Source organism: Micromonospora globosa (assembly GCF_000717585.1).
GTDB classification, from domain to species: Bacteria; Actinomycetota; Actinomycetes; order Mycobacteriales; family Micromonosporaceae; genus Micromonospora; species Micromonospora aurantiaca.
Map to the genome: position 1 here is coordinate 189,086 of NZ_JNZR01000018.1, position 22,779 is coordinate 211,864.

24 protein-coding genes are annotated in these 22,779 nt (G+C 71.6%); 15 read left to right on the forward strand and 9 right to left on the reverse strand.

Features of this window, described 5'->3' with window-relative positions:
- Positions 1 to 60 precede the first annotated feature (60 nt).
- The 4 genes from IF06_RS0118210 to IF06_RS0118225 form a co-directional block, all read right to left on the reverse strand.
- Positions 61 to 309, reverse strand: coding sequence for a hypothetical protein (locus IF06_RS0118210; RefSeq protein WP_013286211.1), 249 nt, complete (start codon positions 307 to 309; stop codon positions 61 to 63).
- Positions 310 to 1,058: 749 nt separating this feature from the next.
- Positions 1,059 to 1,325, reverse strand: a complete 267-nt coding sequence (locus IF06_RS0118215; RefSeq protein ID WP_013286210.1) for a hypothetical protein — start codon at positions 1,323 to 1,325, stop codon at positions 1,059 to 1,061.
- 1 nt (position 1,326) lies between these two features.
- On the reverse strand, positions 1,327 to 2,016 hold the full coding sequence (locus IF06_RS0118220; protein ID WP_174361712.1) for a DUF6308 family protein: 690 nt from the start codon (positions 2,014 to 2,016) through the stop codon (positions 1,327 to 1,329).
- A 29-nt stretch (positions 2,017 to 2,045) separates the two neighbouring features.
- Positions 2,046 to 4,583, reverse strand: coding sequence for a GmrSD restriction endonuclease domain-containing protein (locus IF06_RS0118225; RefSeq protein WP_030272415.1), 2,538 nt, complete (start codon positions 4,581 to 4,583; stop codon positions 2,046 to 2,048).
- 518 nt (positions 4,584 to 5,101) lie between these two features.
- Between IF06_RS0118225 and IF06_RS0118230 the strand changes: the two genes are divergently transcribed.
- On the forward strand, positions 5,102 to 5,437 hold the full coding sequence (locus tag IF06_RS0118230; RefSeq protein ID WP_013286207.1) for a nucleotide pyrophosphohydrolase: 336 nt from the start codon (positions 5,102 to 5,104) through the stop codon (positions 5,435 to 5,437).
- 128 nt (positions 5,438 to 5,565) lie between these two features.
- Positions 5,566 to 7,464 (forward strand): DUF2075 domain-containing protein, encoded by a 1,899-nt coding sequence (locus IF06_RS0118235; protein WP_013286206.1) that lies wholly within the window; start codon positions 5,566 to 5,568, stop codon positions 7,462 to 7,464.
- A 35-nt stretch (positions 7,465 to 7,499) separates the two neighbouring features.
- Here IF06_RS0118235 and IF06_RS0118240 read toward each other — a convergent pair whose 3' ends face one another.
- A complete protein-coding gene (locus tag IF06_RS0118240; RefSeq protein WP_084588826.1) occupies positions 7,500 to 7,967 on the reverse strand; it encodes a hypothetical protein in 468 nt (155 codons plus the stop codon).
- Positions 7,968 to 8,050: 83 nt separating this feature from the next.
- Here IF06_RS0118240 and IF06_RS0118245 point away from each other — a divergent pair, with 83 nt between their 5' ends.
- Both IF06_RS0118245 and IF06_RS0118250 read left to right on the forward strand, forming a co-directional pair.
- Positions 8,051 to 8,770, forward strand: a complete 720-nt coding sequence (locus IF06_RS0118245) for a class I SAM-dependent methyltransferase (RefSeq protein WP_030272419.1) — start codon at positions 8,051 to 8,053, stop codon at positions 8,768 to 8,770.
- 37 nt (positions 8,771 to 8,807) lie between these two features.
- Entirely contained in the window at positions 8,808 to 9,698 is an 891-nt protein-coding gene (locus tag IF06_RS0118250) for an arginase family protein (RefSeq protein WP_030272421.1), read from the forward strand.
- On the opposite strand, the gene IF06_RS0118255 is transcribed toward IF06_RS0118250, so the two are convergent.
- On the reverse strand, positions 9,695 to 10,108 hold the full coding sequence (locus IF06_RS0118255; RefSeq protein ID WP_030272423.1) for an NUDIX hydrolase: 414 nt from the start codon (positions 10,106 to 10,108) through the stop codon (positions 9,695 to 9,697). The genes IF06_RS0118250 and IF06_RS0118255 overlap by 4 nt on opposite strands.
- Before the next feature lie 306 nt (positions 10,109 to 10,414).
- On the opposite strand from IF06_RS0118255, the gene IF06_RS0118260 reads away from it, so the two are divergent.
- On the forward strand, positions 10,415 to 11,197 hold the full coding sequence (locus IF06_RS0118260; protein ID WP_420063443.1) for a sugar phosphate isomerase/epimerase family protein: 783 nt from the start codon (positions 10,415 to 10,417) through the stop codon (positions 11,195 to 11,197).
- A 74-nt stretch (positions 11,198 to 11,271) separates the two neighbouring features.
- Positions 11,272 to 11,892 carry a class I SAM-dependent methyltransferase gene (locus tag IF06_RS0118265; RefSeq protein ID WP_030272428.1) on the forward strand — a complete coding sequence of 207 codons (621 nt, stop codon included), beginning with the start codon at positions 11,272 to 11,274 and terminating at the stop codon, positions 11,890 to 11,892.
- A 20-nt stretch (positions 11,893 to 11,912) separates the two neighbouring features.
- On the opposite strand, the gene IF06_RS0118270 is transcribed toward IF06_RS0118265, so the two are convergent.
- Positions 11,913 to 12,422, reverse strand: coding sequence for a pyridoxamine 5'-phosphate oxidase family protein (locus IF06_RS0118270; RefSeq protein ID WP_030272429.1), 510 nt, complete (start codon positions 12,420 to 12,422; stop codon positions 11,913 to 11,915).
- A 39-nt stretch (positions 12,423 to 12,461) separates the two neighbouring features.
- A complete protein-coding gene (locus tag IF06_RS0118275) occupies positions 12,462 to 13,481 on the reverse strand; it encodes a LacI family DNA-binding transcriptional regulator (protein WP_013286198.1) in 1,020 nt (339 codons plus the stop codon).
- A 102-nt stretch (positions 13,482 to 13,583) separates the two neighbouring features.
- Between IF06_RS0118275 and IF06_RS0118280 the strand changes: the two genes are divergently transcribed.
- The 9 genes from IF06_RS0118280 (at position 13,584) to IF06_RS0118320 (ending at position 22,266) form a co-directional block, all read left to right on the forward strand.
- Positions 13,584 to 14,735 carry a Gfo/Idh/MocA family protein gene (locus IF06_RS0118280; protein WP_013286197.1) on the forward strand — a complete coding sequence of 384 codons (1,152 nt, stop codon included), beginning with the start codon at positions 13,584 to 13,586 and terminating at the stop codon, positions 14,733 to 14,735.
- Positions 14,732 to 15,895 carry a dihydrodipicolinate synthase family protein gene (locus tag IF06_RS0118285; protein ID WP_013286196.1) on the forward strand — a complete coding sequence of 388 codons (1,164 nt, stop codon included), beginning with the start codon at positions 14,732 to 14,734 and terminating at the stop codon, positions 15,893 to 15,895. Before IF06_RS0118280 ends, IF06_RS0118285 begins: the two co-directional genes overlap by 4 nt.
- Entirely contained in the window at positions 15,892 to 16,731 is an 840-nt protein-coding gene (locus IF06_RS0118290; RefSeq protein ID WP_013286195.1) for a sugar phosphate isomerase/epimerase family protein, read from the forward strand. Before IF06_RS0118285 ends, IF06_RS0118290 begins: the two co-directional genes overlap by 4 nt.
- 74 nt (positions 16,732 to 16,805) lie before the next feature.
- Positions 16,806 to 17,972 carry an SGNH/GDSL hydrolase family protein gene (locus IF06_RS0118295; RefSeq protein ID WP_013286194.1) on the forward strand — a complete coding sequence of 389 codons (1,167 nt, stop codon included), beginning with the start codon at positions 16,806 to 16,808 and terminating at the stop codon, positions 17,970 to 17,972.
- A gap of 64 nt (positions 17,973 to 18,036) precedes the next feature.
- The gene (locus IF06_RS0118300; protein WP_157551504.1) at positions 18,037 to 18,621 is read left to right on the forward strand and encodes an RNA polymerase sigma factor; all 585 of its coding nucleotides are present in this window, start codon (positions 18,037 to 18,039) and stop codon (positions 18,619 to 18,621) included.
- Entirely contained in the window at positions 18,618 to 19,436 is an 819-nt protein-coding gene (locus tag IF06_RS0118305) for a hypothetical protein (RefSeq protein WP_030272434.1), read from the forward strand. Before IF06_RS0118300 ends, IF06_RS0118305 begins: the two co-directional genes overlap by 4 nt.
- A 75-nt stretch (positions 19,437 to 19,511) precedes the next feature.
- The gene (locus tag IF06_RS0118310; RefSeq protein ID WP_030272435.1) at positions 19,512 to 20,306 is read left to right on the forward strand and encodes an ATP-binding cassette domain-containing protein; all 795 of its coding nucleotides are present in this window, start codon (positions 19,512 to 19,514) and stop codon (positions 20,304 to 20,306) included.
- On the forward strand, positions 20,306 to 21,655 hold the full coding sequence (locus IF06_RS0118315; RefSeq protein ID WP_030272437.1) for a hypothetical protein: 1,350 nt from the start codon (positions 20,306 to 20,308) through the stop codon (positions 21,653 to 21,655). Before IF06_RS0118310 ends, IF06_RS0118315 begins: the two co-directional genes overlap by 1 nt.
- Positions 21,652 to 22,266, forward strand: coding sequence for a hypothetical protein (locus IF06_RS0118320; RefSeq protein ID WP_030272439.1), 615 nt, complete (start codon positions 21,652 to 21,654; stop codon positions 22,264 to 22,266). Before IF06_RS0118315 ends, IF06_RS0118320 begins: the two co-directional genes overlap by 4 nt.
- Before the next feature lie 45 nt (positions 22,267 to 22,311).
- On the opposite strand, the gene IF06_RS0118325 is transcribed toward IF06_RS0118320, so the two are convergent.
- Positions 22,312 to 22,737: a hypothetical protein gene (locus tag IF06_RS0118325; RefSeq protein ID WP_030272441.1), complete on the reverse strand. Its 426-nt coding sequence runs from the start codon at positions 22,735 to 22,737 to the stop codon at positions 22,312 to 22,314.
- Positions 22,738 to 22,779: the final 42 nt, after the last annotated feature.

The window sequence follows — 22,779 nt, forward strand, 5'->3', positions numbered from 1 at the left end:
TGAGGACTCGACGCGGATCAGCGTTCCGAAGCAGGTTCCCACTCTCGGAGGACAGCCCGATCACCCGGACTCGGCGTCAGCCCGCCGCTCTCGGGTGGCGAAGCGGACGGTGACGTCACGGCCGTTGGTCATCACGTCGGCCAATTTGATCTCAACGTCGGCCCGTACCACCTCGGTTCCTCGGCCGAACGACGCCGGCATCCGCCAGGTCCGCCACTTTCGCAGGGGCACTGCTGCTTCCTTCTTCTGCCGCTTGAGAGTCGCCTCGGCGGCGATGACGTCGGCGTGCCGCCCCTCAATGACCTCCATCAGTTCCGCACCTGCCGAGAGATGCTGCCGTACCCGGCGCACGCCGCCGACCCCGAACTTCAGCAAGCCTCGATGCCGGACCAGGTAAAGCAGGTATGTGCTGTCCTGCAAGGCGGCGAACGAGCGGTCGCCAGGTTCTGCGGGACACCGCGGACAGGACCGGTCACGGAGCCGCTGCCAGGATCCACATCGGTCGTGAACGCCCCAGGTGCCATGGGACCAGGGACCAGTCCGTCCGCCGCACCACGGCAATCCGTGCACGTCTCCCGTGACGTCGCTCCAGCCATCACGGCGATACCGGTCAAGCTCCATGCCAAGAGCGAACGCGGCTTGGAACTCGGCGGCGGCGCACGCGGGAATGACGTCCATGGACGTGAGACCGGCAAATCGACGAACCTGATCCGCGAGGTCGGGCTCGTGTAGGGGGCGGGCCAATAGGCGCTCACCGGACGCGAGAGCGTGGCCTGCCGACCGCTCGTCCAGACAGATATGGCACCGGGTGCGCCAACTGGTGCGACCGATCCGGTGAGAGCCACAGTTTCGGCAGCGGTAGAGGTCCACCCCGGTGCGCTCCGGCAGTAGATGGAGGCGCTCTGTCCGCTCTATCACCAAGGCAGCACATCGTCCACAGTGGGCATACCACGCGATGTCTGGGCCGCGCCCGCGTGAGCCCGCCCGACCGTGGACTTCGTCGCCGCAGTTGACGCAGACTACGATGGCGGGCAGGCGGGTCTTGGGTTTGCGATCCGTCACTTTTTCGTCCCGGCAGAGCGGCGGCCGACGTTGCGAGCCGCTTGGACGGCGACCGCCTGCGGGGTGCCACGCCGACCGCCAGCCGCCCAGGACACTTCGCTGTATTCGTCCCACCGCCTGTCGACTGCAGCAGCGTCAGCCGTGGAGTCGAGCAAAATACTGAAGTTGTAGCCGGTGGCGTTCATCTGGGCCCAGATGGCATTGGCGATGTCCGCGTACCGCTCATCGTTGTCACAGTCAATGTGAACCGTGACCTTACGCATCTTATCGGGCCCCCGAGTTCGGCACGGTGAGGCCGAGACAGCCATTGGGAAGGTGGTCGTTGCGGTGCCCCATCCAGAACACGACATCAAGCACCCGAAGTCGGCTGACCGAGGGGGGCAGCCCGGCTTCCTTGTGCAATACGTCGAGCCGCTGCATCAATATCCCGCTATCTTCGCGTAGCTTGCAATGCAGCCATCTCCAGAATCCGCTGCGGGTACGGTAGGCGCAGGAGACGACGCGGTCGTAGACCGGAACGAGCCTCGGACGTTTCCGGGCGAGCAGCTTACCCGCGATGACCCTCTCGATGCCGGTCGCAGCACGTAGCAGGCGCCATGCGGCATCTGCGGAACCGCCGCCGACGATGTGCTCAAGCGCGGCGTCCTCGCCCAACTCGACGCGGACCGGGATGCTGGCCAACGCCGCCGACACGTCATGACCAAGTTGGCCCTGAAGGAGGTCCAGCCGCTGCCATGGGCCGATGGTCACACTGAGCAGCTCGACCGCGATGATGTCCTCGGCGGTGATGGTATGCGCTACCTCGGGACGAGATCCGCCGCCACCCAGCGCGTCGAATTGCCCTCCGGTGAACGCGGCATCTCCACTCCCGTGGAAGTAGCGGCGGAGGTCCGTGACCGACTCGGGTGCATCCAGCACGGCCAGAATCTCCGCGAGGGTGAGGGGTTGGCGCATGCCTTCCTTCCCGATGGAATTCCTAGCCATCAATGCCGGGATACCCCGGCCTCTTCGTTGGTGATGGCCTGGTCGTAAAACCAACGGAGGTGCCCGATCAACGCCTCCCGAGTCTTCACGTCAGCCAGGACGTCGAGGGGAAAGCCGGGACGCAGTGCGAGCTTGGCGACCGCGATCTTCACGCCGGCCAGTTCGTTCAAGCGCTGGCGAAACTGCTCACGCAGCGTGATGTCATCGAACGGGATCCTTGTGCTGAGATGTTGGAACACGATCTCGAACTTCCCGCTCGGATAGATCGTCGCAGGCCAGATGTTGCCGAGCTGATGGTCCTTACCGCGTGCCATGAGAAAGCACGACGTCTCACCTCCAGATCCGTAGAGGAGGGTGCCGCCCATGCCGGCCCAGGCTTCCAGCACCGCGACCGTGCCAAGCGCGACGTGTGTGTCCTGCAAGTCGCGCAACTGCTCAAGGAAGCGATCGTCCAGGGAGCTATTGTGGCGGGATCGTGGCCGAAGGAGTTGATCCGACCCGTCCTGTTGCGGCATGCCGGCGAGCTGGGCCAGTTCCAGCACACCTATGCGTTGGGCCTGACTGGCCCGACCGTACTTGTCGAACTCGACACCCTCGTCACGGAGTAAGTCGTGTGGATCATCAGTGCGGGACGGGTCGAGCCAGCGGAAGTTCGGTGCCACCACTCCCTCGGCCTGGAGCACACGGTGCGCGTGAGGCGCGGGATGGTTCGCTAGCCGGGCACCGACCGAGACGGGGTGGCTGCCGATCAGCGCGGCGAGATCTCCGTACGAGGTCCAGGAGCCGGCAGGCAACGCGGCGAGCGCGGCGTTCATGACGTCCCAAGGCACCTCGGACTTGTTACCCGCTTCCTCTGTGGGGCCGGGCCAGGTGGCGATGATGCGCTCCGCGAGCGCATCCGCGCGAGCGTGGATCTCGGGCCGCCCCCAGCGCTTCTTCTCGGCGATCTCCCGGTTCAGCGCAATCCCGCTCTTGCCGAGCTGTGCGCGCTTGACGAGAAAGGAACTGTTGCTCAGCTCCGCGTTGTAGCCGGTCAGGGTGAGGTTGCCCAATGTGTGTACCAGAGCGTCATGCACCTCGGCGAAGCTCTCCTCGCCCTGCAGGTCCTCGCCCAGCATCTGCCGCCACTCCGCAGTCGGGCTCTGCGGCATGACATGCTCGATGGTGAGTGACGTCGGGGCCACCGGCTCCTTGCTGCCGAATGACTCCTCCAGCCACTGAAGCACCAGCTTGCGCTGCGTCGCGCGTCCGTTCAGGTAGAACGGGACCGAGCGCACCGACTCCCGCAGGTGGCTATCGGTGGCGTAGTACTTCCGGCCAACCGACAGGTATGCCCGCACTGCCTCGTCGACCGGTAGGTCCTTTCGCATGTCGGTGACGATGCGTAGCAGGACCCGGTTGATGCTCGCGGTAGCGCGGCCGATCAGGAGGCGCCGCACGAAGTAGCTCTCCACATACAACATCGCGGAGGCGATCTGGCCGGAGGTTGCCGTTCCCTCCTTACGGCGATCCAACAGATGCAGCAGCAACGGCAAGACAGTCGTCGTGTCCCACGCGTTGAGCCGAGCCAGACGCCGTCGTACCTCCGGGTCGCCTTCCTCCTCGGGATGCAGGATGATCCGCAGGAGGGCGCCGAGACGGCAGAATCGACGTACCTCGGCCTCGATCTCGACCTCGGTGTGGAGTCTGTTGAGCCGGCCCTGCTGACCTACGTAGGTGTCGGTCTGCTTCACCTCGGGGTTTTGGTGCACCAGGTCGAGCCAGAACAACTGCTCCAGCTCGCCGGAGTTCAGCTGCTTCTGTAAAGGGAACCACAACGAGTCATAAACCGCTTCGCCCCGTGTCGGCAGCCGCATGAACAGGTAGTTGCGGAGTAGATCGGCCTGGGTGAGCTTCAGGCCGGTGTTGTTCAGCGACTCGAAGATTCGATAGACGTTGTCGCCGGCCTGGGCCACGACCGAGACCAACGCCATCCCCGAGATGACAGCGTCCTCGATGCGCTCGATGTCCAGCGGGTCTTCCGGGTCGTCCACGGCGACCAGTTGCGCCGCGAAGAACCGGTACGCAGCACCCACCCGGTCACTTCCACCAGCCTGCGGTGTTGCTTCCAAGCAAGCCTCGTACGCGGCGCGATCGGCCTGGGTGGGAACGAGTTTCATCCGATGCGCCGGCTTGTACTTGTTGATCAGGTATTCCTGGTCGATCCGGTTTCGATGGTCGGGATCCTCGTGAGCGGCCCGATGGTCGCGGATAGCGCAGAGAAGGATCGAGAGGGTGGTCAGCCGCTGCTGACCGTCGACCACCAGGAACTCGGAGACCGAGGGCCCATGCGTAGGGCTGGGAGCGAGCACGAGCGAGCCGATGAAGTGCGTCAGACTCGGGCTTTCGGCACGATCTTCGGCCAGTTTGATGATGTCCTCCCACAGCCTCCCGAGCTGAGACTCAGACCACGAGTACGTCCGCTGGTAGAGCGGTACTCGATACTGCTTCGCGCCCTCCAGTAGCTCCCGCAGTGTCGTCTCGTGTGCCGCGACCATGCACTGACTCCTTGCCTCGTCGGGAAGTCTCGCGGTAGCAGGACGAACCGTCCCCTACGCGGAGCAGCCCACGATAGGCGCGATTCGACAGAACTCATTCACAAAGGTCTGTCGTTCTTGCGACACGAGCGAATTGACGGAACATCAATGGCGGACGTGCAGGGCCTCCTCCCCCGTACAGCCGGGACGACCCAACGGTCAGCGGCTCCATATGGACATGTGGACTGACGCCAACCGCCAGTCCGCATGTCGCCGGCAAGGCACTCCGCCTGGCCGGCCCCCAGCGACCCTGGAACGCCTGACCCGGCCACCGCTTGAGCCGCTGCAGGTATTCGACACAGCCGGACCGCGACGGCCCATTCGACAGCGACAGATTCATCCGCCGGCAGCTCGCCCTCAAGGTGGATCTGACACCGCACACCCTCCACCCCCGGCTCCTCTCGTGATGAGAGAACATCCCCGATGCCGGCCAGTCAGGACTCACGTGTCGCGCCTGCTCGCGGTGTCAGACTGCGGGTATGGACGAATTGACGGCCCACGTACGGGCGTTCGCGGAGGAACGTGACTGGCAGCAGTTCCACACGCCGAAGAACCTCGCCATGGCACTCGCCGGCGAGGTCGGAGAACTGGTCGCCGAGTTCCAGTGGCTGACCCCGGAGCAGGCCGGTGCGGTGATGTCGGATCCCGAGGCGGGCGCACGTGTGCGGGCGGAAATCGGCGACGTCATGATCTACCTGACGAGACTGGCGGACGTCCTCGGCATCGACCTGACGGAGGCCGCAGTCGCCAAGTTGGCCGAGGTGTCCGTCCGCTATCCGGCTGGAGAAGTCAGAGGTTCTGCGGCCAAGCGATAGCGGGGCGTGCCGGAGAATGATCTCTCCGCTACAGTCCACCCGGTAAAAGCGCGTAACGACGGGCTTCCGGTCGTCGCCGGACACGCCCCCCATGCGCACGATCATTTCGTGCTGCCCGGGGGCAAGTCGTGTCAGCATTTCGCACCTCCGCCGACGGACTGCTGCGCTACGCGGCAGGTGGCGCCCTCGCCGACCGGATCGCGGAGCACATCGGGCACAACGTGAGCGCCTCCGAACGGCGGTCCTGGGAGCGGAGCCTGCCGGTGCTCGCCCAGGATCTCGCCGACGCGGGTCTCGGGCAGGTCGAGATGCTGGTGGAGTACCAACTCCCGCTCACCAGCAAGCGGATCGACGTCGTCCTCGCCGGAACACATCCGAAGACGGCCGAGGACTCCTACGTCGTCGTGGAGTTGAAGCAGTGGTCCCGGGTCGAGTCGTACGAGGGATCAGAGAGCCTGGTCCTGGTCGAGCACGCCGCCACCCCTCGGCTGCATCCGGGCGTGCAGGTCGAGGACTACTGCGAATACCTCGCGGACTTCCTCGGGGTGCTCGCCCATTCGCGCAACCCGATCGTCGGGGCCGCCTACCTGCACAACGCCGTCGACCGCGACGTCGACGACCTCTTCGCCCGGCGGGCGACGGAGCAGAGCCGGATCTTCACCAAGCAGCGCCGCGGCCGGTTCCTCGACTACCTGCGAAACCACCTGGCCCCCGGCTCCGGCGCAGCCGCCGCGGACCGCTTCCTCACCAGTTCGGTACGCCCCAGCAAGCACCTGCTGTCCTACGCCGCCGCCGAGCTGAAGGACCGGTCCCACTTCACCCTGCTCGACGAGCAGCGCCTGGCGTACGAGCTGGTGTTGCACGCCGTGGAGCGTGCGCGCAGCGCCGACCGCAAGTCGGTAGTGGTGGTGGCCGGCGGGCCGGGCAGCGGCAAGAGCGTCATCGCACTCTCGGTGCTCGGTGAACTGGCCCGGCAGCAGCGCTCGGTCATGCACGCCACGGGTTCGCGATCGTTCACCCAGACGCTGCGGCGTTACGCGGGCAAGGGCTCCACCCGGTTGAAGAACCTGTTCGGTTACTTCAACAGCTTCATGACCGCCGAGCGGAACGGGCTCGACGTGCTGATCTGCGACGAGGCGCACCGGATCAGGGAGACCTCGGTCAACCGGTTCACGCCGAAGGCGAAGCGGGACCGTGCCCGGCCGCAGATCGACGAGCTCCTCGCCGCGGCCCGGGTACCGGTCTTCCTGCTCGACGAGCACCAGGTGGTCAAGCCGGGCGAGTTGGGGAACGTCGAGGTCATCTCCACGTACGCGAAACAGCTCAATCTGGATGTCGAGGTCGTGTCGCTGCACGACCAGTTCCGGTGCGGCGGCAGTGAGGCGTACGAGGAGTGGGTCGTCGACCTGCTCGGCCTCGACGGCGGCAAGCCGTCGGTGTGGGCCGGAGACGGACGCTTCGACCTGCGGCTGGCGAGTTCGCCGGAGGAGATGGAGGCGTTCCTGGCCGCGAAGCAGGCGGCCGGGGAGACGGCGCGGATGTCGGCCGGGTACTGCTGGCCGTGGAGCGACCCGCTGCCGGACGAGTCCCTGGTCGCCGACGTACGGATCGGTGGTTGGGCGCGTCCCTGGAACGTGAAGAGCGACCGCAGCGTCGGCGACGCGCCGGGCAGCGCGTTCTGGGCCACCGATCCGCACGGATTCGGCCAGGTCGGTTGCGTTTACACCGCACAGGGCTTCGAGTACGAGTGGTCCGGTGTCATCCTCGGACCCGACCTGGTCGCCCGCGACGGCCGGCTGGTGACCCAGCGGGCGGAGTCGAAGGACCCCGCATTCCGCAGCCGCAAGTCGCTCAGTGACGCGGAGGCCGACCGCCTGATCCGTAACACCTACAAGGTGCTGATGACGCGAGGCATGCGCGGCACGATCCTGTACTCGACGGACGCCGAGACCCGGGCATGGCTCAACTCGCTGATCCGCGTGGAACGTGGTCTCGAGACGATCTACGAGCCGAGCGGTGGTTCATAGTTCCCAAGGAATTGCCGGTTCGGGGCACGGCCGGGTCAGCAGTCGCGGGCCCAGTCCGGCGGCGGTACGACGGCGAGCTGCGGCTCCCCGCTGATCGGTTCGAGCGCGTGCACGATCCGCAGGTCCCCGTCGGCGGCGGCGTCGGGGTCGGTCAGCACCCGGCCGCTGCTGCCGTCGGCGCTGACCAGCACCCACCGGTCAGGATGGATGCCGCCGTCGTCGACGAGCGCCCGTACGCCGAACGCGCGGGCGAGCGCAACCGCGAGGTCGTGTTCACGCAGACCGGTGGCGTCGGCCAGTTCGGTGTCGCCGGTGAGGATCCAGCCGAAACCCTCGTCCCCGTCGGGCGGCGTGAGCATCGCCATCGGCCGTGGGTCGTCGACGGCCCGGTCCTCGATCCGCCCGGCGTGCACGGTCTCCGGCGCGATGCCGTACTCCGTCAGCAGGAACCGTCGGAGGGCGTCCGCCGGCAGATCGGCGTCGAAGTGGATCCGATACCGCACTCTCTCTCCCCCTCTCCGAGGTCCAGCAGGTAACGCGTCACAGTGCTTGCCTCTGCGACCTGCCGGGGAGTTGGCTGTCGGGTATGGCCCGCATCGCGTACCACGACGCCGACGCCGAGGCGTTCGCCGCTACCCGGCACCTCACCGACGACGGTCTCACGGCCTGGCGGACCGCCGTCGCCCGGCACCTCGTACCGCGCCCGGGGATGCGACTGCTCGACCTGGGCGCCGGCACGGGCAGCTGGGCCCGCGCCTTCACCGGCTGGTTCCCCGGCGTCGAGGTGGTCGCCGTCGAACCGTCGGCGGCGATGCGCGCCCGCTGCGCGTTCGCGCCACTCGTAGCAGGCAACGCCGGACACATCCCGCTGGCCGACGGGAGCGTCGACGCCGCGTGGCTGTCCACGGTCATCCACCACGTGCCCGACCTGGCCGCCGCGGCGCGCGAGCTGCGCCGGGTACTGCGGCCGGGCGCACCGGTGCTGATCCGGTCCGCATTCGCGGGACGGCACGAGGCGATCACGCTGTTCGACTACTTTCCCGAGGCGATCCGCGTGCTGGACACGTACCCGGGCATCGCCGACGTCGAGGCCGCCGGCTTCGCCACCGCGGCGGTCGAGCAGGTTCCGCAGGTCACCGCGCCGTCGCTGCGGGAGGCGGCGGCCGGCCTGCGCCGGGAGGCGCACACGCCGCTTCAGCTCATCACCGATGCGGAGTACGCCGCAGGCGTCCAGCGGTTGCACGAAGCAGCACAGGCGGACAGCGGCCCAGTGATCGACGCACTGGACCTGCTGGTGCTGCGCTGATCCCGGCGTCAGGCCCAAGCAAGGTTAGGGTGGGGCGATGGACCCTCGTCAGTGGACGGTTGTCGGAGCGCCGTCGAGCGCCGGTGCCCACACCCCCGGCATCGAACGCGCACCCGTCGCCCTGCGCGCCGCGGGTCTGCTCGATCTGCTGGGCGCCGACGTCGAGGACGCCGGTGACGTGCCGGGCTTCCGGTGGCGGCCGGATCCGGCGTACCCCAGGGGTCAGAACGCGGGCGCGGTGGCCGCCGTCGCCTCGGCGGTGGCCGACCGGGTCGCGGCGGCGCTGGGCCGGGGGCGCGCGCCGCTGGTGCTCGGCGGCGACTGCACGGTGACTGTCGGCCTGGTCGCCGGTTGCGCGCGGGCCGGGCTGTCGCCCGCGCTGGTGTACGTGGACGGCGGGCCGGATCTCTACACGCCGGAGACCCGCGCCAACGGCAACCTGGACGCGATGGGGCTGGCGCACATGCTCGGCCTGCCGGGGACGCTGCCCGAGGTGGCGGGTGTCGGTCCGGCGGTGCCGCTGCTGTCGCCGGAGCGGGTGGTGGTGTACGGGGACTCGCTGCCCCGTGGTGACCACGAGCGGGAGCTGGTGGCGGAGCTGGGGCTGGCGTACGTGCCGGCCGACGAGGTGCACGCCGACCCGCGGGCGGCGGCGCGCCGGGCCCGGTCGGTGGCCGAGGGTGCGGCCGACCGGTTCGTGGTGCACTTCGACGTGGACGTGCTGAGTTTCGTGGACGCGCCGCTGGCGGACGTGCCGGAGCCGTTCGGGCTCAGCCTCGGCGAGGCGGCGGCGACGCTGACGGAGCTGGTGGCGAGCCCGCGGTTCGCCGGGTTGTCGGTCACCGAGATCAACCCGGATCATCTGCCCGACGACGAGCTGCTCCCCCGGTTCGCCGGCGTGCTGGCGGGGGCGCTGACCGGGCGCTAGGCGGTTTCCGCGAGGTGCAGCGGCAGCACCTTCGCGGCGCTCACCGCCAGGTCGCGGTCGAGCACCTCATCGCGGGGCACGAAGACCATCGCCTGTCCCTCGCCGAGCACCACGTCCTCCTGCCGGGCGTCGGTGGCGCCGCGGAAGACGTACACGGTGACGGTGTGCGGGAAGTTGTCCTCGTGCGGGCGGGGGCCGCTCCACAGCAGGTGCAGCTCACCGGCGGTCAGCCCGGTCTCCTCGCGTAGCTCGCGGCGGGCGGCCTGCTCCGGTGTCTCGCCGGGTTCGATGCTGCCGCCGGGCAGGCTCCACTGGTACGGAGACACCGGCGCGTTGCCGTCGCGGTGCTGCATGAGGATCGCGCCGGTCGGGTCGACGAGCAGGACGAGAGCGACGTCGTATGCGGCCACGCCCCGAGCCTGCCACGCGGCGCCGGCGACGCACAGTCCCCGACTTTCCGCCACGCCGATCGAAAGTCAGACTCGAAGCACCGAAAGCCATAGACATATCGACATGGCTTTTGTAGCGTCGGCGCACAGGCGATAAGGAGTACGACCATGTGCTACGGATTCGACGGACAGACGGCGCTACGGCAGTCGCTGGACCGGCGCGACCTGCTGCGCGGCTCCCTGGCGGCGCTCGCCGGAATCGGCCTCGCCACCGGGCTCGGCGCGACCGCGGCCCAGGCCGGCGGGCACCATCACGGCCGGCGCCCGGTGCCGAAGGAACTGATCAGCCTCCAGCTCTGGACGGTCCGCGACGCGCTCAACGGCTCACCCGGCTACGACGCGACGCTGGCGCACCTGGCCCGCATCGGCTACCCGCGGGTCGAGCTGGCGCTCGGCTACTTCGGCCGTACCGCCCGGGAGCTGCGCCGCTTCCTGGACGGCATCGGCATCAAGGCCAGCTCCAGCCACGACGGCATCGCCGCCGACGCCGCCGCGCTGGAGGAGAAGATCGCGAACGCCCGGACGCTGGGCCAGCGGTTCATGGTGGTGCCGTACCTGAACTCCGACCGCGAGGACGACTGGAAGCGCTGGGCAGGGCAGATGAACGTCGAGGCCGCCGCCGCGCGCAAGGCGGGCCTGCGGTACGGCTACCACAACCACGCGCACGAGTTCACCATCGACTTCGGCAACGGCAGGCGGCCATGGGACGTGCTGACCGAGGAACTCGACCCGCGCCTGGTGCACCTGGAGATCGACATCTACTGGGCGGTCACCGGCGGCATCAACTCCGGCGAGGGCGTCGACGACCCGGAGGGCTTCACGCTCGACGTGATCCGCTCGGCGCCGCAGCGGGTGTTGCAGTACCACGTCAAGGACCGTGACCCGGCCACCGGCGACATGGCCGACCTGGGCACCGGGATGATCGACTTCGCGCGGATCTTCCGGGGGCACCAGGTGATGGAGTACATCGTGGAGAACGACACCCCTGATGTGACGCCGCAGCAGACCGCCGCCGTCGGCTACCGCTACCTGCGCCGCCTGCGGTTCTGACCCGCGGCGGGGGCACGGACCACCGCCGGACGTGACACGCTCGGGGGTGGCCGCGCCGACCGAGGGGGTACGCGATGACCGACGAGCCGGACGACGTCCACTACGACCGCCTCTATCGCGACGCCGAGCGCCCGCCCTGGGAGATCGGCGGCCCGCAGCCGGCGCTCGCCGCGGTCCTCGACACCGGGGTACGCGGCCCGCGCGTGCTCGACGTCGGCTGCGGCACCGGTGAGCTGGCGCTCGCGCTGGCCCGCCGCGGCCACGACGTGACAGGCGTCGACATCTCACCGGTGGCGATCGACCAGGCCCGGGCCAAGGCCGCCGCGGCGGGCCTGCCGGCGCGCTTCGAGGTGTGCGACGCGACGGCGATCCCGGTGCCGCCGGTGCCGTACGACTCGGTGTTCGACTCCGGCCTGCTGCACTCGTTGGACCGGCGGGGCGCTGCCGTACGCGACTACCTGGCGCTGCTGCCGCGCCTGACCGCGCCCGGTGGTGCGGTGTTCGTCCTGGCGGTGTCGCCGGAGGCGGGCGAGGGCTGGGGCCTGGACGCGGACACGCTGCGCGCGGCCTTCCCCGACCCGCTCTGGACGCAGGTGACGGCCGAGCGGATCGACGTGCTCGCGAGGGTCGGCGGCGCGGACCTGCGCCTGGCCGGCAACCTGCTGCGCGCCACCCGCTCCCCCACCGGCCCGTAGCGCGCCTGGGTGGAACGGCGTCAGCGACGCCAGTGCTGACGTGGGGCGTAGCCCTCGCGGCGCAGCCAGTGTTCGGTGTAGACGATCCGGTCGGCCTCGATCACCACGAGCGGGTCCTCGGGCGGCTCGGACAGCGACCGGCCCCGCTCGGCGTGCTCGTTCTCCCAGCGGAACGCGGCCCAGTGGCGGGCCCGGTCGGGGTGGTCGGGGCCGAGCACCCGGGCGGTGCCGAACACCTGCGCGCCGCGGCTGCTGGCCAGGCCGACCAGCGGCGCGAAGACGCCCACGGACACCCGTGGATCGGCGGCGATGTTGCGCATCTTCGGCGAGCGTGGCGCGGCGGTGAACATCAGCGTGAAGTCGAGCGGGTAGTAGCGCACCGGCGTGGCAAGCGGCCCGTCCGGCCCCGCCGTGGCGAGCACGCACATGTTCTGCGACGACAGCAGGTTGAGGATGCGCTCCTCCAGGCGGTCCCGGTCCAGCTTCCTCGTCGGCGTCGGACCGGTCAGCCAGGGGTTCGTCAGCGGCACGGTGCGTCCTCGATCATGACGGCACCCTACCGGCCGGGATCAGGCGACCGGCGCCGTGCTGGCCCGCATCACGACCTCGCCGGGCAGGCGCACGATCCGGCGGCGGCGACCGGCGTTCTCGGTCAGGGCCAGCTTCATCGCCTCCTCGCCGAGCCGGTGCAGCGGCAGCGCCACTGTGGTCAGCGGCGGGGTGAGGTCACGCACGACAGGGATGTCGTCGAAACCGGCGACCGAGACGTCGCCGGGCACCGACAGCCCGCGGTCGCGCAACGCCGCGTACGCGCCGACGGCCATCACGTCGGTGCACGCGAAGACGCAGGTGGCGTCGAGCCCGCGGTCGAGCAGCTCGGTCATCGCCCGGTAGCCGCCGTCGCGGGTGAACGCCGCCTCGGCCACCGCGCCCGGGTCGAGCGTGACACCGGCGGCGGCCAGCTCGTCGCGGAACCCGCCGAGCCGGTCGGCGACTGTGGTCAGCTCGGGCGGGCCGGAGAGCACCGCGAAGCGGCGGTGCCCCAGGCCGAGCAGCGCGCGGGCGAGCTCGGCGGCGCCGGCCCGGTTCTCCGGCAGGACACTGTCGACCTTCAGGGTGCGGTGCCGGCTGACCACCGCGACCCGGCCGCCGCCGTCGAGGTAGGGCGCCAGCTCGGCGGCCATGGCCCGCTCCCAGCGGGGGTCCTCGAAGCCGGAGCCGATGAGCAGGATCGCCGGGGCGCGTTCGGCGCGCAGCATCGACACGTACGCGATCTCCCGTTCCGGGTCGCGGAACGTGCTGGCCAGCATGACCAGCAGGTCGTTGTCGGCGGCGACGCGCATGACGCCGCCGGCGACGGCGGCGAAGTAGGGGTCGGTGACGTCGTGGCAGACCACGCCGACGCTGCGCCGGGACGCGCCGGCGAGCGCGCGGGCGTGGGCGTTCGGGGTGTACGCGAGCCGTGCGGCGGCGGCCAGGACGCGGTCGTGCAGGTGCGGGGTGACGCGCCTGCCGTTGAGGGCCCGGGAGGCGGTTGCCAGTGAGACGTCGGCCGCCCTGGCCACGTCTTCCAGCGTCACGTGCGACATCGATGCGTCTCCCTGCGGAACGTCTTGACCCGGTGTTCCGGCGTGGCTACGGTAGCACCCTGAAAGCGCTTACTGAAAGCGCATTCACCGCCGGGAGGCACAGTGGAACGCACGTCCGTCGGCATCATCCTCAACGGCGTCACCGGCCGGATGGGCTACCGGCAGCACCTCGTCCGGTCCCTGCTCGCCATCCGCGAACAGGGCGGCGTACCGGCCCGCGACGGCAGCCGGATCTGGCCCGAGCTGACACTCGTGGGCCGCGACGAGAACCGGCTCGCCGAGATCGCCGGGCGGCACGGGCTGTCGGCGTACACGACCGACCTGGACGCGGCCCTCGCCGACGACGCCCACCAGATCTACTTCGACGCGCAGGTGACCACCCAGCGGGAGAAGGCGATCCGGGCGGCGATCGAGGCCGGCAAGCACGTCTACACCGAGAAGCCGCTCGCCGAGGGGTTCCTCGCCTCGCTGGAGCTGGCCCGGCTCGCCGCCGCCAAGGGCGTCCGCAACGGCGTCGTGCAGGACAAGCTGTTCCTGCCCGGCCTGCGCAAACTCAAGCGACTCGTGGACGGCGGCTTCTTCGGCCGGATCCTGTCCGTGCGCGGCGAGTTCGGCTACTGGGTCTTCGAGGGCGACTGGCAGGCCGCGCAGCGCCCGAGCTGGAACTACCGCGCCGAGGACGGCGGCGGCATCACGCTGGACATGTTCCCGCACTGGCACTACGTGCTGGAGCAGATCATCGCCCCGGTCACCGCCGTCACCGCTGTCACCGCCACGCACATCCCCGAGCGCGTCGACGAGACCGGCACCCGCTACCGGGCCACCGCCGACGACGCCGCGTACGGGATCTTCGAGCTGGCCGGCGGCATCGTCGCGCAGGTCAACTCCTCCTGGGCGGTCCGCGTACACCGGGACGAACTGGTCGAGTTCCAGGTCGACGGCACGCACGGCAGCGCCGTGGCCGGGCTGCGCGACTGCCGTATCCAGCACCGGGGCGCCACCCCGATGCCGGTATGGAACCCCGACCTGCCGGTCACCGAGGCGTTCCGCGCGCAGTGGCAGACAGTGCCGGACAACGGCGAGCACGACAACGCGTTCAAGGTGCAGTGGGAGGCCTTCCTGCGCCACGTCGTCGACGACGAGCCGTTCCCGTGGGACTTCCTCGCCGGCGCCCGGGGCGTGCAACTGGCCGAGGCCGGGCTGCGCTCGGCCCGCGAGGGGCGGCGGGTGACGATCGAGGAGATCCCCCGGTGAGCACGCACATCACGCTTCCCGCACCGGGCGGCGGCACCGAGCGGCTGACGTTGCGGGAACCCCCCGCGTGGCGACGGCCGTCCGGGCCACCGGCAACCCGGATCGCGTACGCGGCCGCGCACGTCGTCGCCGACCCGTACGCCGACAACTCCCCCGGCCGCCCGGCGGGGCTGGACTGGGACGCGACGCTCGCGGTGCGGCGTGACCTGTGGTCGTGGGGCCTCGGGGTGGCCGAGGCGATGGACACCGCGCAGCGCGGGATGGGGCTGGACTGGGCGGCCACCCGCGAGTTGATCCGGCGCAGCGCCGCCGAGGCCGCCGCGTGCGGCGGGCGGATCGTCGCCGGGGCGGGCACCGACCAGCTCATCGGCGTGCCCGGCACGCTCGACGAGGTCGTCGCCGCGTACGCCGAGCAGGTCGCCGTCGTCCAGGAGTACGGCGCCACGCCGGTGCTGATGGCCAGCCGGCACCTCGCCGCGCTCGCCACCGGCCCGGAGGACTACCTGCGCGTCTACGAACGGGTGCTGCGGGAGGCCGGCACGCCGGTGGTGCTGCACTGGCTCGGCGACATGTTCGACCCGGCACTGTCCGGCTACTGGGGCTCGACCGACCTGGACGAGGCCACCGCCACGTTCGCCGCGCTGGTGCACGCCCACGCCGACCTGGTCGACGGGGTGAAGGTGTCGCTGCTGGACGCCGGCCGGGAGGTACGGCTGCGGGAGCTGCTACCGCCCGCGGTGAAGGTCTACACCGGCGACGACTACCACTACCCGGAGCTGATCGAGGGCGACGGTAAGCGGTTCAGCCACGCGCTGCTCGGAGCGTTCGCGGCCATCGCCCCGGCCGCGTCGGCCGCGCTGGGACGGCTCGACGCGGACGATCCGGCCGGGTTCCGGGCGATTCTCGACCCGACGGTGCCGCTGTCCCGGCACCTGTTCGCCCCGCCCACGCCGTACTACAAGACGGGCATCGCGTTCCTGTCCTGGCTGAACGGACGGCAACCGGGCTTCACCATGGTCGGCGGCCTGCACGGCGGGCGCGGCGTCCCGCACCTGGTCGAGGCGTTCCGGCTGGCCGACGCCGCCGGGCTGCTGCGCGACCCGGACCTGGCGGCGCGGCGGATGCGCGCGTACCTGGACGTCGCGGGCGTGCCCGGATGACCGCCGATGCCCGGCTGGCGCGGCTGTCGCTCAACCAGCGCACCACGCAGCGCTGGTCGGTGGCCGAGGCGGTCGACGGCTGCGTACGCGCCGGCATCCCGGCGATCGGGCTGTGGCGCGAGCCGGTGGCCGAGATCGGCGTACCGGCCGCCGCGCGGCTCGTCGCGAATGCCGGGCTCCGGGTGTCGTCGCTGTGCCGGGGCGGGTTCCTCACCGCCGCCGACGACGCCGGCCGGGTCGAGGCGCTCGCCGACAACCGGCGCGCGATCGACGAGGCCGCCGCGCTGGACGCCGCCTGCCTGGTGCTGGTCGTCGGCGGCCTGCCACCCGGCTCCCGCGACCTGGCGGGTGCCCGGCAGCGGGTCGCCGACGCGCTGGCCGAGCTTGCGCCGTACGCCCGCGAGCGGGGGGTACGCCTCGCGCTGGAGCCGCTGCACCCGATGTACTGCGCCGACCGGGCGGTGCTGTCCACGCTCGGGCAGGCGCTCGACCTGGCCGAGGCGTTCCCGGCCGAGCAGGTCGGCGTCGTGGTGGACACGTTCCACGTCTGGTGGGATCCGGACGTGTGGCGGCAGATCGCCCGCGCCGGGGCACGGATCGCGAGCTTCCAGGTCTGCGACTTCCTCACCCCGCTGCCGGCCGACGTGCTGCTGGGCCGCGGCATGATGGGCGACGGGCACATCGACTTCCCGCCGCTGCGCCACGCGGTGGAGGCCGCCGGGTACACCGGTGACGTCGAGGTGGAGATCTTCAACGCCGAGGTGTGGGCCACCGACCCGGACCGGGTCCTCGCCACCATGATCGCCCGCTACGTGGAGCGGGTGCTCACCGACTGACCCAGCGTGACGAGTCCGGTCTGTCGGACTAATCAGGTGGCCACCCCCCGGGATCCGGGGGCAGGATCGGGATCATGCCATCCCCGCACATCACCACCCCGATCACCACCGACCTGCTGCGCGGCGCGCTCGACCTGGAACAGACAGCGGACGGGGTGCTGCCGCACCGGCTGCCCGCGTGGGCCCGGGCACAGAACACCGACCCGCAGCTGACGATGGCCGAAGCGATGCCGTCGGGCGTACGGCTGGTGTTCCGTACCCGCGCCACAGTCGTGGAGCTGGACGTGCTGCCCACGAGGATGGTCTACCGGGGCACCGGCCCGCGTCCAGACGGCCGCTACGACCTGGTCGTCGACGGCCGTCTCGCCGGTCAGGCCACCGCCGACGGCGGCAAGGTGCTCACCATCGACCTGGCCGCCGGCACGTCCGGCGTCGAGCCGGGTCCGGTCGGCACGGTGCGCTTCACCGACCTGCCCGCCGCCGACAAGGAGGTGGTGATCTGGCTGCCGCACCGGGAGATCACCGAGCTGGTGGCGCTGCGCACGGACGCGCCGGTCGAGCCGGCCGACACGGGTGGCCGCCGGGTGTGGCTGCACCACGGCAGCTCGATCAGCCACGGCTCGGACGCGGAGAGCCCCACCGGCACCTGGCCGGCCGTGGCCGCCACGCTCGCCGGCGTGGAGCTGGTCAACCTGGGGTTCAGCGGCAGCGCGCTGCTCGACCCGTTCACCGCCCGCGCGATGCGCGACACCCCGGCCGACGTGATCAGCGTCAAGATCGGCATCAACGTGGTGAACAGCGACCTGATGCGGCTGCGCGCGTTCGGCCCCGCCGTGCACGGCTTCCTGGACACGATCCGGGAGGGACATCCGCACACGCCGCTGCTGGTCGTGTCGTCGGTCCTGTGCCCGATCCAGGAGGACACGCCCGGCCCGGGCGCGGTCGAGTTCGTCGACGGGAAGGTCCGGTTCCGGGCCACCGGCGACCCGGCCGAGGTGGCCACCGGCCGGCTCACGCTGCGCGTCATCCGCGCCGAGCTGGCCCGGATCGTGGCGTCCCGGTCCGGCGCCGACCCGAACCTGCACTACCTCGACGGGTTGGAGCTGTACGGCGAGGCCGACTACGCCGCCCTGCCGCTGCCCGACGAGCTGCACCCCGACCCGGCCGCCGACCGCCGCATCGGCGAGCGGTTCGCCGCGCTGGCGTTCGGCCCGAAGGGACCGTTCGCCGCAGCGGAATGACTGACGGCCCCTCACGGCGCGGTGTGACCCAGGTCACGCCGCGCCGTGATCCGTCGGAGTTGCCGTGAACGACCAACTGAGCGTGGGAGGAAGTCGACAGGACGAGGAGCGGCTGCTGCGGCGGGTCGCGCGCGCCGACCTGGACGCGTTCGACGAGCTGTACCGGCGTACGTCGCCGTGGCTCGCGATCCGGCTGCGGCGGCGGTGCGCGGACGACGGCATCGTCGCCGAGGTCCTCCAGGACACGTACCTGACTGTGTGGCGGGCCGCCGGCTCGTTCAGCGGGATCCGGCCCTCCGGCGGCGCGGACGCGCCGGGTGGCTCGGCCGCCGGATGGATCTGGACGATCGCGGCCCGGCGCCTGGTCGACGCGCTGCGCCGGCGCGCCCGGGTGCAGGAGGTGCCGACCGACGTGCTGCCGGTCCGCAGCGCGCCGGCCGCCGAGGACGAGGCGCTCGCCGGGTCGTTCGGCTCGGAGGTGGGCGCCGCGCTGGACGCGCTGGCGCCGGAACTGCGGGCGGTGCTCGCCGCGATGGTCCTGGACGGGCTGACCGTCCGGGAGACCTCCGTCCTGCTGGGGGTGCCCGAGGGCACCGTGAAGAGCCGGGCGCGGCGTGCCCGCAACGCGCTACGGGAGGCACTGACATGACCGCTCACGTTCCCCCGCCGGCATTGGCCGCGTACGCCGCGGGCAGCCCCGACGACGCCGCCACCTGGACGATCGAGGTGCACCTGGAGGGTTGCGCCGAGTGCCGCGACCGGCTCGGCGAGCTGGCCGCCCCGCCGCTTCGCGCCCTGCTCGGCGACGCCCGGGAGACGATCCTGGAGCAGGCCCGCACCGGGCCACGACCGGTGCGCCGGCGCCCGCTGCGACGGTGGTGGCTGCGCTGGACCGACTGGTCGCTGCTGGCGTGGGCGGCCATGACGTGCACGGCGATCCTCGCCGCGGTGCTGCTGGACCGCAACTACCCGGAGCAGCCCTCGGCGGTGCTGCTGCTGGCACCTGTGGCGCCGCTGGCCGGGCTCGCGGTGGCCTGGTCCCGCCGCGCCAACCCGAACTGGGAGGTGGTCGCCGGCACCGCCCGCGCGGGGCTGGAACTGCTGCTTCGCCGTACCCTCGCGGTTCTGCTCCTGGTCGCGCCGGTGCTCGCGGTGGCCGGGCTGGCGGTCGGCCGCAACCCCGCGCTGTGGCTGCTGCCCTGCCTGACGTTCACCGCCGCGACGCTGCTGCTCGGCAGCCGCGTCGGCGTGCCGCTGGCCGCCGCCGTCCTCGGCGGTGGCTGGCTCACCGTGGTCGCGGCCGTGTCGTTCACCGGCGACGCCGACGCGGCCCGCGCCGCCGCCGCGACCGAGGCCCTGCTCCGGCCCGCCACCATGCCCGCCTGGGCGGCGGCCGCCGCCGTGCTCACCCTCCTGACCACGCTGCGCGCCGAACACCTGCGGCGGCCCGCCGCCTGGCGCTGACCCCGAAAACCGCACCACCACGACACGGCGCCCGTCCGGCGCCGCGACCGACCCTGCCCGAAGAAGGAGACGACATTGGTACGCGCAGTGAGCGCCGACGAGGTGGCGCCGACCCGGCACGCCTGGCGGATCGAGGCGGTGGGGCTGTCGGTGAAGGCCGGGCGGCACCTCGCAGTCGACAACCTGGGCCTGACGCTCGGCGCCGGCGTGCACGGGCTGCTCGGCCCGAACGGCGCCGGCAAGAGCACCCTGATGCGTGCGCTCGCCACAGTGGTCAAGCCGCACGCCGGCGTGCTGCGGCTGCTCGGCGCGGACGCCACCGCGTCCCGTGAGCTGCGGCCGGTGCGCCGCCGGCTCGGCTACCTGCCGCAGCAGTTCGGCTACTACCCCCGGTTCACCGTCCGGGAGTACGTCGAGTACGTGGCCTGGCTGCGGGAGATGCCCGCCTCGGCGGTGCCGGGCGCGGCCCAGCAGGCCATCGACCGGGTACGCCTCACCGACCGGGCCGACGCCAAGCTCAAGTCGCTGTCCGGCGGCATGCTGCGCCGGGCCGGCATCGCCCAGGCCATCGTGAACGAACCGGACCTGCTGCTGCTCGACGAACCGACAGTCGGCCTGGACCCGGAACAGCGGGTCGAGTTCCGCGAGCTGATCCGGGAACTCGGCACGGACGCCTGCGTGCTGGTCTCCACCCACCTGGTGGAGGACGTGGTGGCGGCCTGCTCCGACGTCATCCTGATGGACCACGGCACCCGCGTGTTCCAGGGCCTGCCCGCCGACCTGATCCGCCACGGCGAGACCGGCGGCGTCGGCGACAGCGCCGCCGAGCGCGGCTACTCGCACCTCCTCAAGCAGCACCGGAGCGCCTGATGATCAGACAGGTACGCATCGAACTGCGCCGCTCCAACGCGCCGGCCGTGGCGGTGCTGCTGCTGGCCGTCGGCGCCCTCGGCACCGCCAGCATGTACAGCTTCTGGCAGGGCCAGTGGCTGCGGCTGGGCTACGTGCACGCCTCCGACGTGTTCTTCCTGATGCCGCTCGCGCTCGCCGGTGGCGCGGTGCTGGGCCGCCGGGACCGGCGTACCCGCGCCGAGGAACTGATGAACAGCACCGGCCGGCCCCGCTGGCAGCGCGCGCTACCAGCGATGGCAGCGCTCGGCGTCGCCGTCGCGGCCGCGCACCTGCTCGTGCTCGCCGCCAGCGCGGCGGTGGTCGCCTCCGGCGGCGCCCACCTCGGCGTACGCGGACTCGCCGGGCCCCTGATCGACGTGCTGGTGCTGGTGGGCGCGGCCTGGGTCGGCGTGGCGGTCGGCCGGCTGTGGTCCTCACCGCTGCTGCCGCCGCTGCTGGCCGCCGCCGGTCTGGTCGCGCAGGAGGGCACGGCCATGCTCGGCGGTACGGGCAGCCGGCTGACGAACGCGTCCCTCATGATCTCCTGGCCGCCGGACACCCCGTGGGAGACGCTGTCCGACCGGCTGCTGCTGAGCCGCCTCGTGCTGGGCGCCGGGCTGGTCCTGGCCGGCCTGCTGCTGGCGGCAGGCAGATCCTGGCTGACCAGGGCCGGCGCGGCGGCGAGCCTCGCCGGTGGTGTGGTGGGTCTCCTGCTGATCGGCGTACCGGGCCCCGCCGGCATCTGGCAGCTCGATGCGGAAGCGCGCCGCTACGTCTGCGCCGACGGCACGCCGCAGGTGTGCGTCACCGCCGTCAACGCGCACCTGCTGCCCGAGGTCACCACCGAGGCCCGGCGAGGGCTGCACGCGCTGGCGAAGCTGCCGAACGCGCCGACCCGCGCGGTGGAGCTTCGGCTGGACACCATCGGCAGCAACGACAGCGAGCAGTGGCACCGGCCCAAGCCCACACCCGGCACCGTGCAGTTCCACCTGGAGGTCGATCCGGACACCGGCCGGGCCGCGGACGTGGCCGAGCGCATCGCCATGGGCGGCGGCACCCGGTGGTCCGGCTGCGGGCGCAGCGGCGACGACATCGCCCCGGCGATCGTCGCGGCCTGGCTGCTGGACACCGACACCGTGCGGCTGTGGGACTCCTGGACCGGATACCGGTACGCCGACGAGCAGCAGGAGGAGATCCGGGCCGGGGTGCGGCAACTGCGCGCGCTGCCCGAGCCGGAGCAGTTGCGGCGGGTCACCGCGCTGCGGGACGCGGCCGCGCGGTGCGAGCCGGACCTGATGCCGGCGCTCACCGGCCGGGCCGCGCCGTGACCCGCTGGCTGCCGCTGTACGTGCGGTCCCGCCGGCTACCCGCCGCCCTGGCCGGATCGGCAGTCGCCGTCGCGGTGATGACCGCCTCCTGGTCCGCCTTCAGCGACCGTCCCGAGGTGCCCGCCGGCCTCGCCGTGCTCACCACCGCGATGGCGGTGGCACCGCTCGGGCCGACGCTCGCCGGCACCGACCCGGCGCTGGAGAAGACCGCCGCGTGGCAGTGGGCGCCGCGCCGGGCCGGGCACCTGCTCGCGTACGGGGCGGCGGTGGTCGGGCTGCTGGCCGCCGCCCGCATGCTCGGCGCCGACTTCGGGCCGCTGTCCGTGCTGGCCCGCAACACGGCCGGGCTGACCGGGCTGGTCGGACTCGGGGCCGCGCTCGCCGGCGCGCGGGCCGCCTGGCAGGTGCCGACCGCCTGGGCTGCGCTGGGGGCTTTCCTGGCCGCACCGGGCGGACCGGAGTGGCGGCAGGTCGCGCTGTGGATGGCGCAGGAGCCGGGCAACCGGATCGCCGCGGTCACCGCCACGACGTTCCTCCTCGGCGGCGTCGTCGCGTACGCGCTGCGGGTGGGACCGCAGGTCGCGGCCGCCGAGGCGGCGCTGGAACAGTGACGTGCCGGACCTCGTCGCGCGCCCACAGCGCGCGGCGAGGTCCGGTCAGTCGCCGTCCGCGGCGGCCCACGCCGACACGACGCGCCGCGTCGGGTCACCGCCCTCCGGTCCACGCAGCCGGTCGGTGAGCAGGAATCCGGGCAACCGGAACCGGGCCGCGTGCTCCCGCTCGACGAGCCGGTACGTGCCGCCGCGCCGATCGGGCTGCCATCCGTGCCGCAGGGCGTACTCGATGACGGCGCGTACGTCGGCCGAGGTCGGGTAGGCGTCGTCGACGGCACAGGGCGACCAGCGCGTCCCCCAGGTGGTCGACAGCAGATCTGCCTGGAGCGCCTGGCCCGTCTTCCCGCCGCCCCAGATCCGGAGCCGGATGCAGCGGTGGCAGTCCGTGTCGCCCCGTACCTCGCGGATCTCCGCCCGCCAGGTGAAGGCGCGCCCGTCGATCCACAGTCGCCGCAGCCGGATGCGCACGGCCCGATCATCCGGGACGGCGCCCGCCGTCGCGACGGGTTT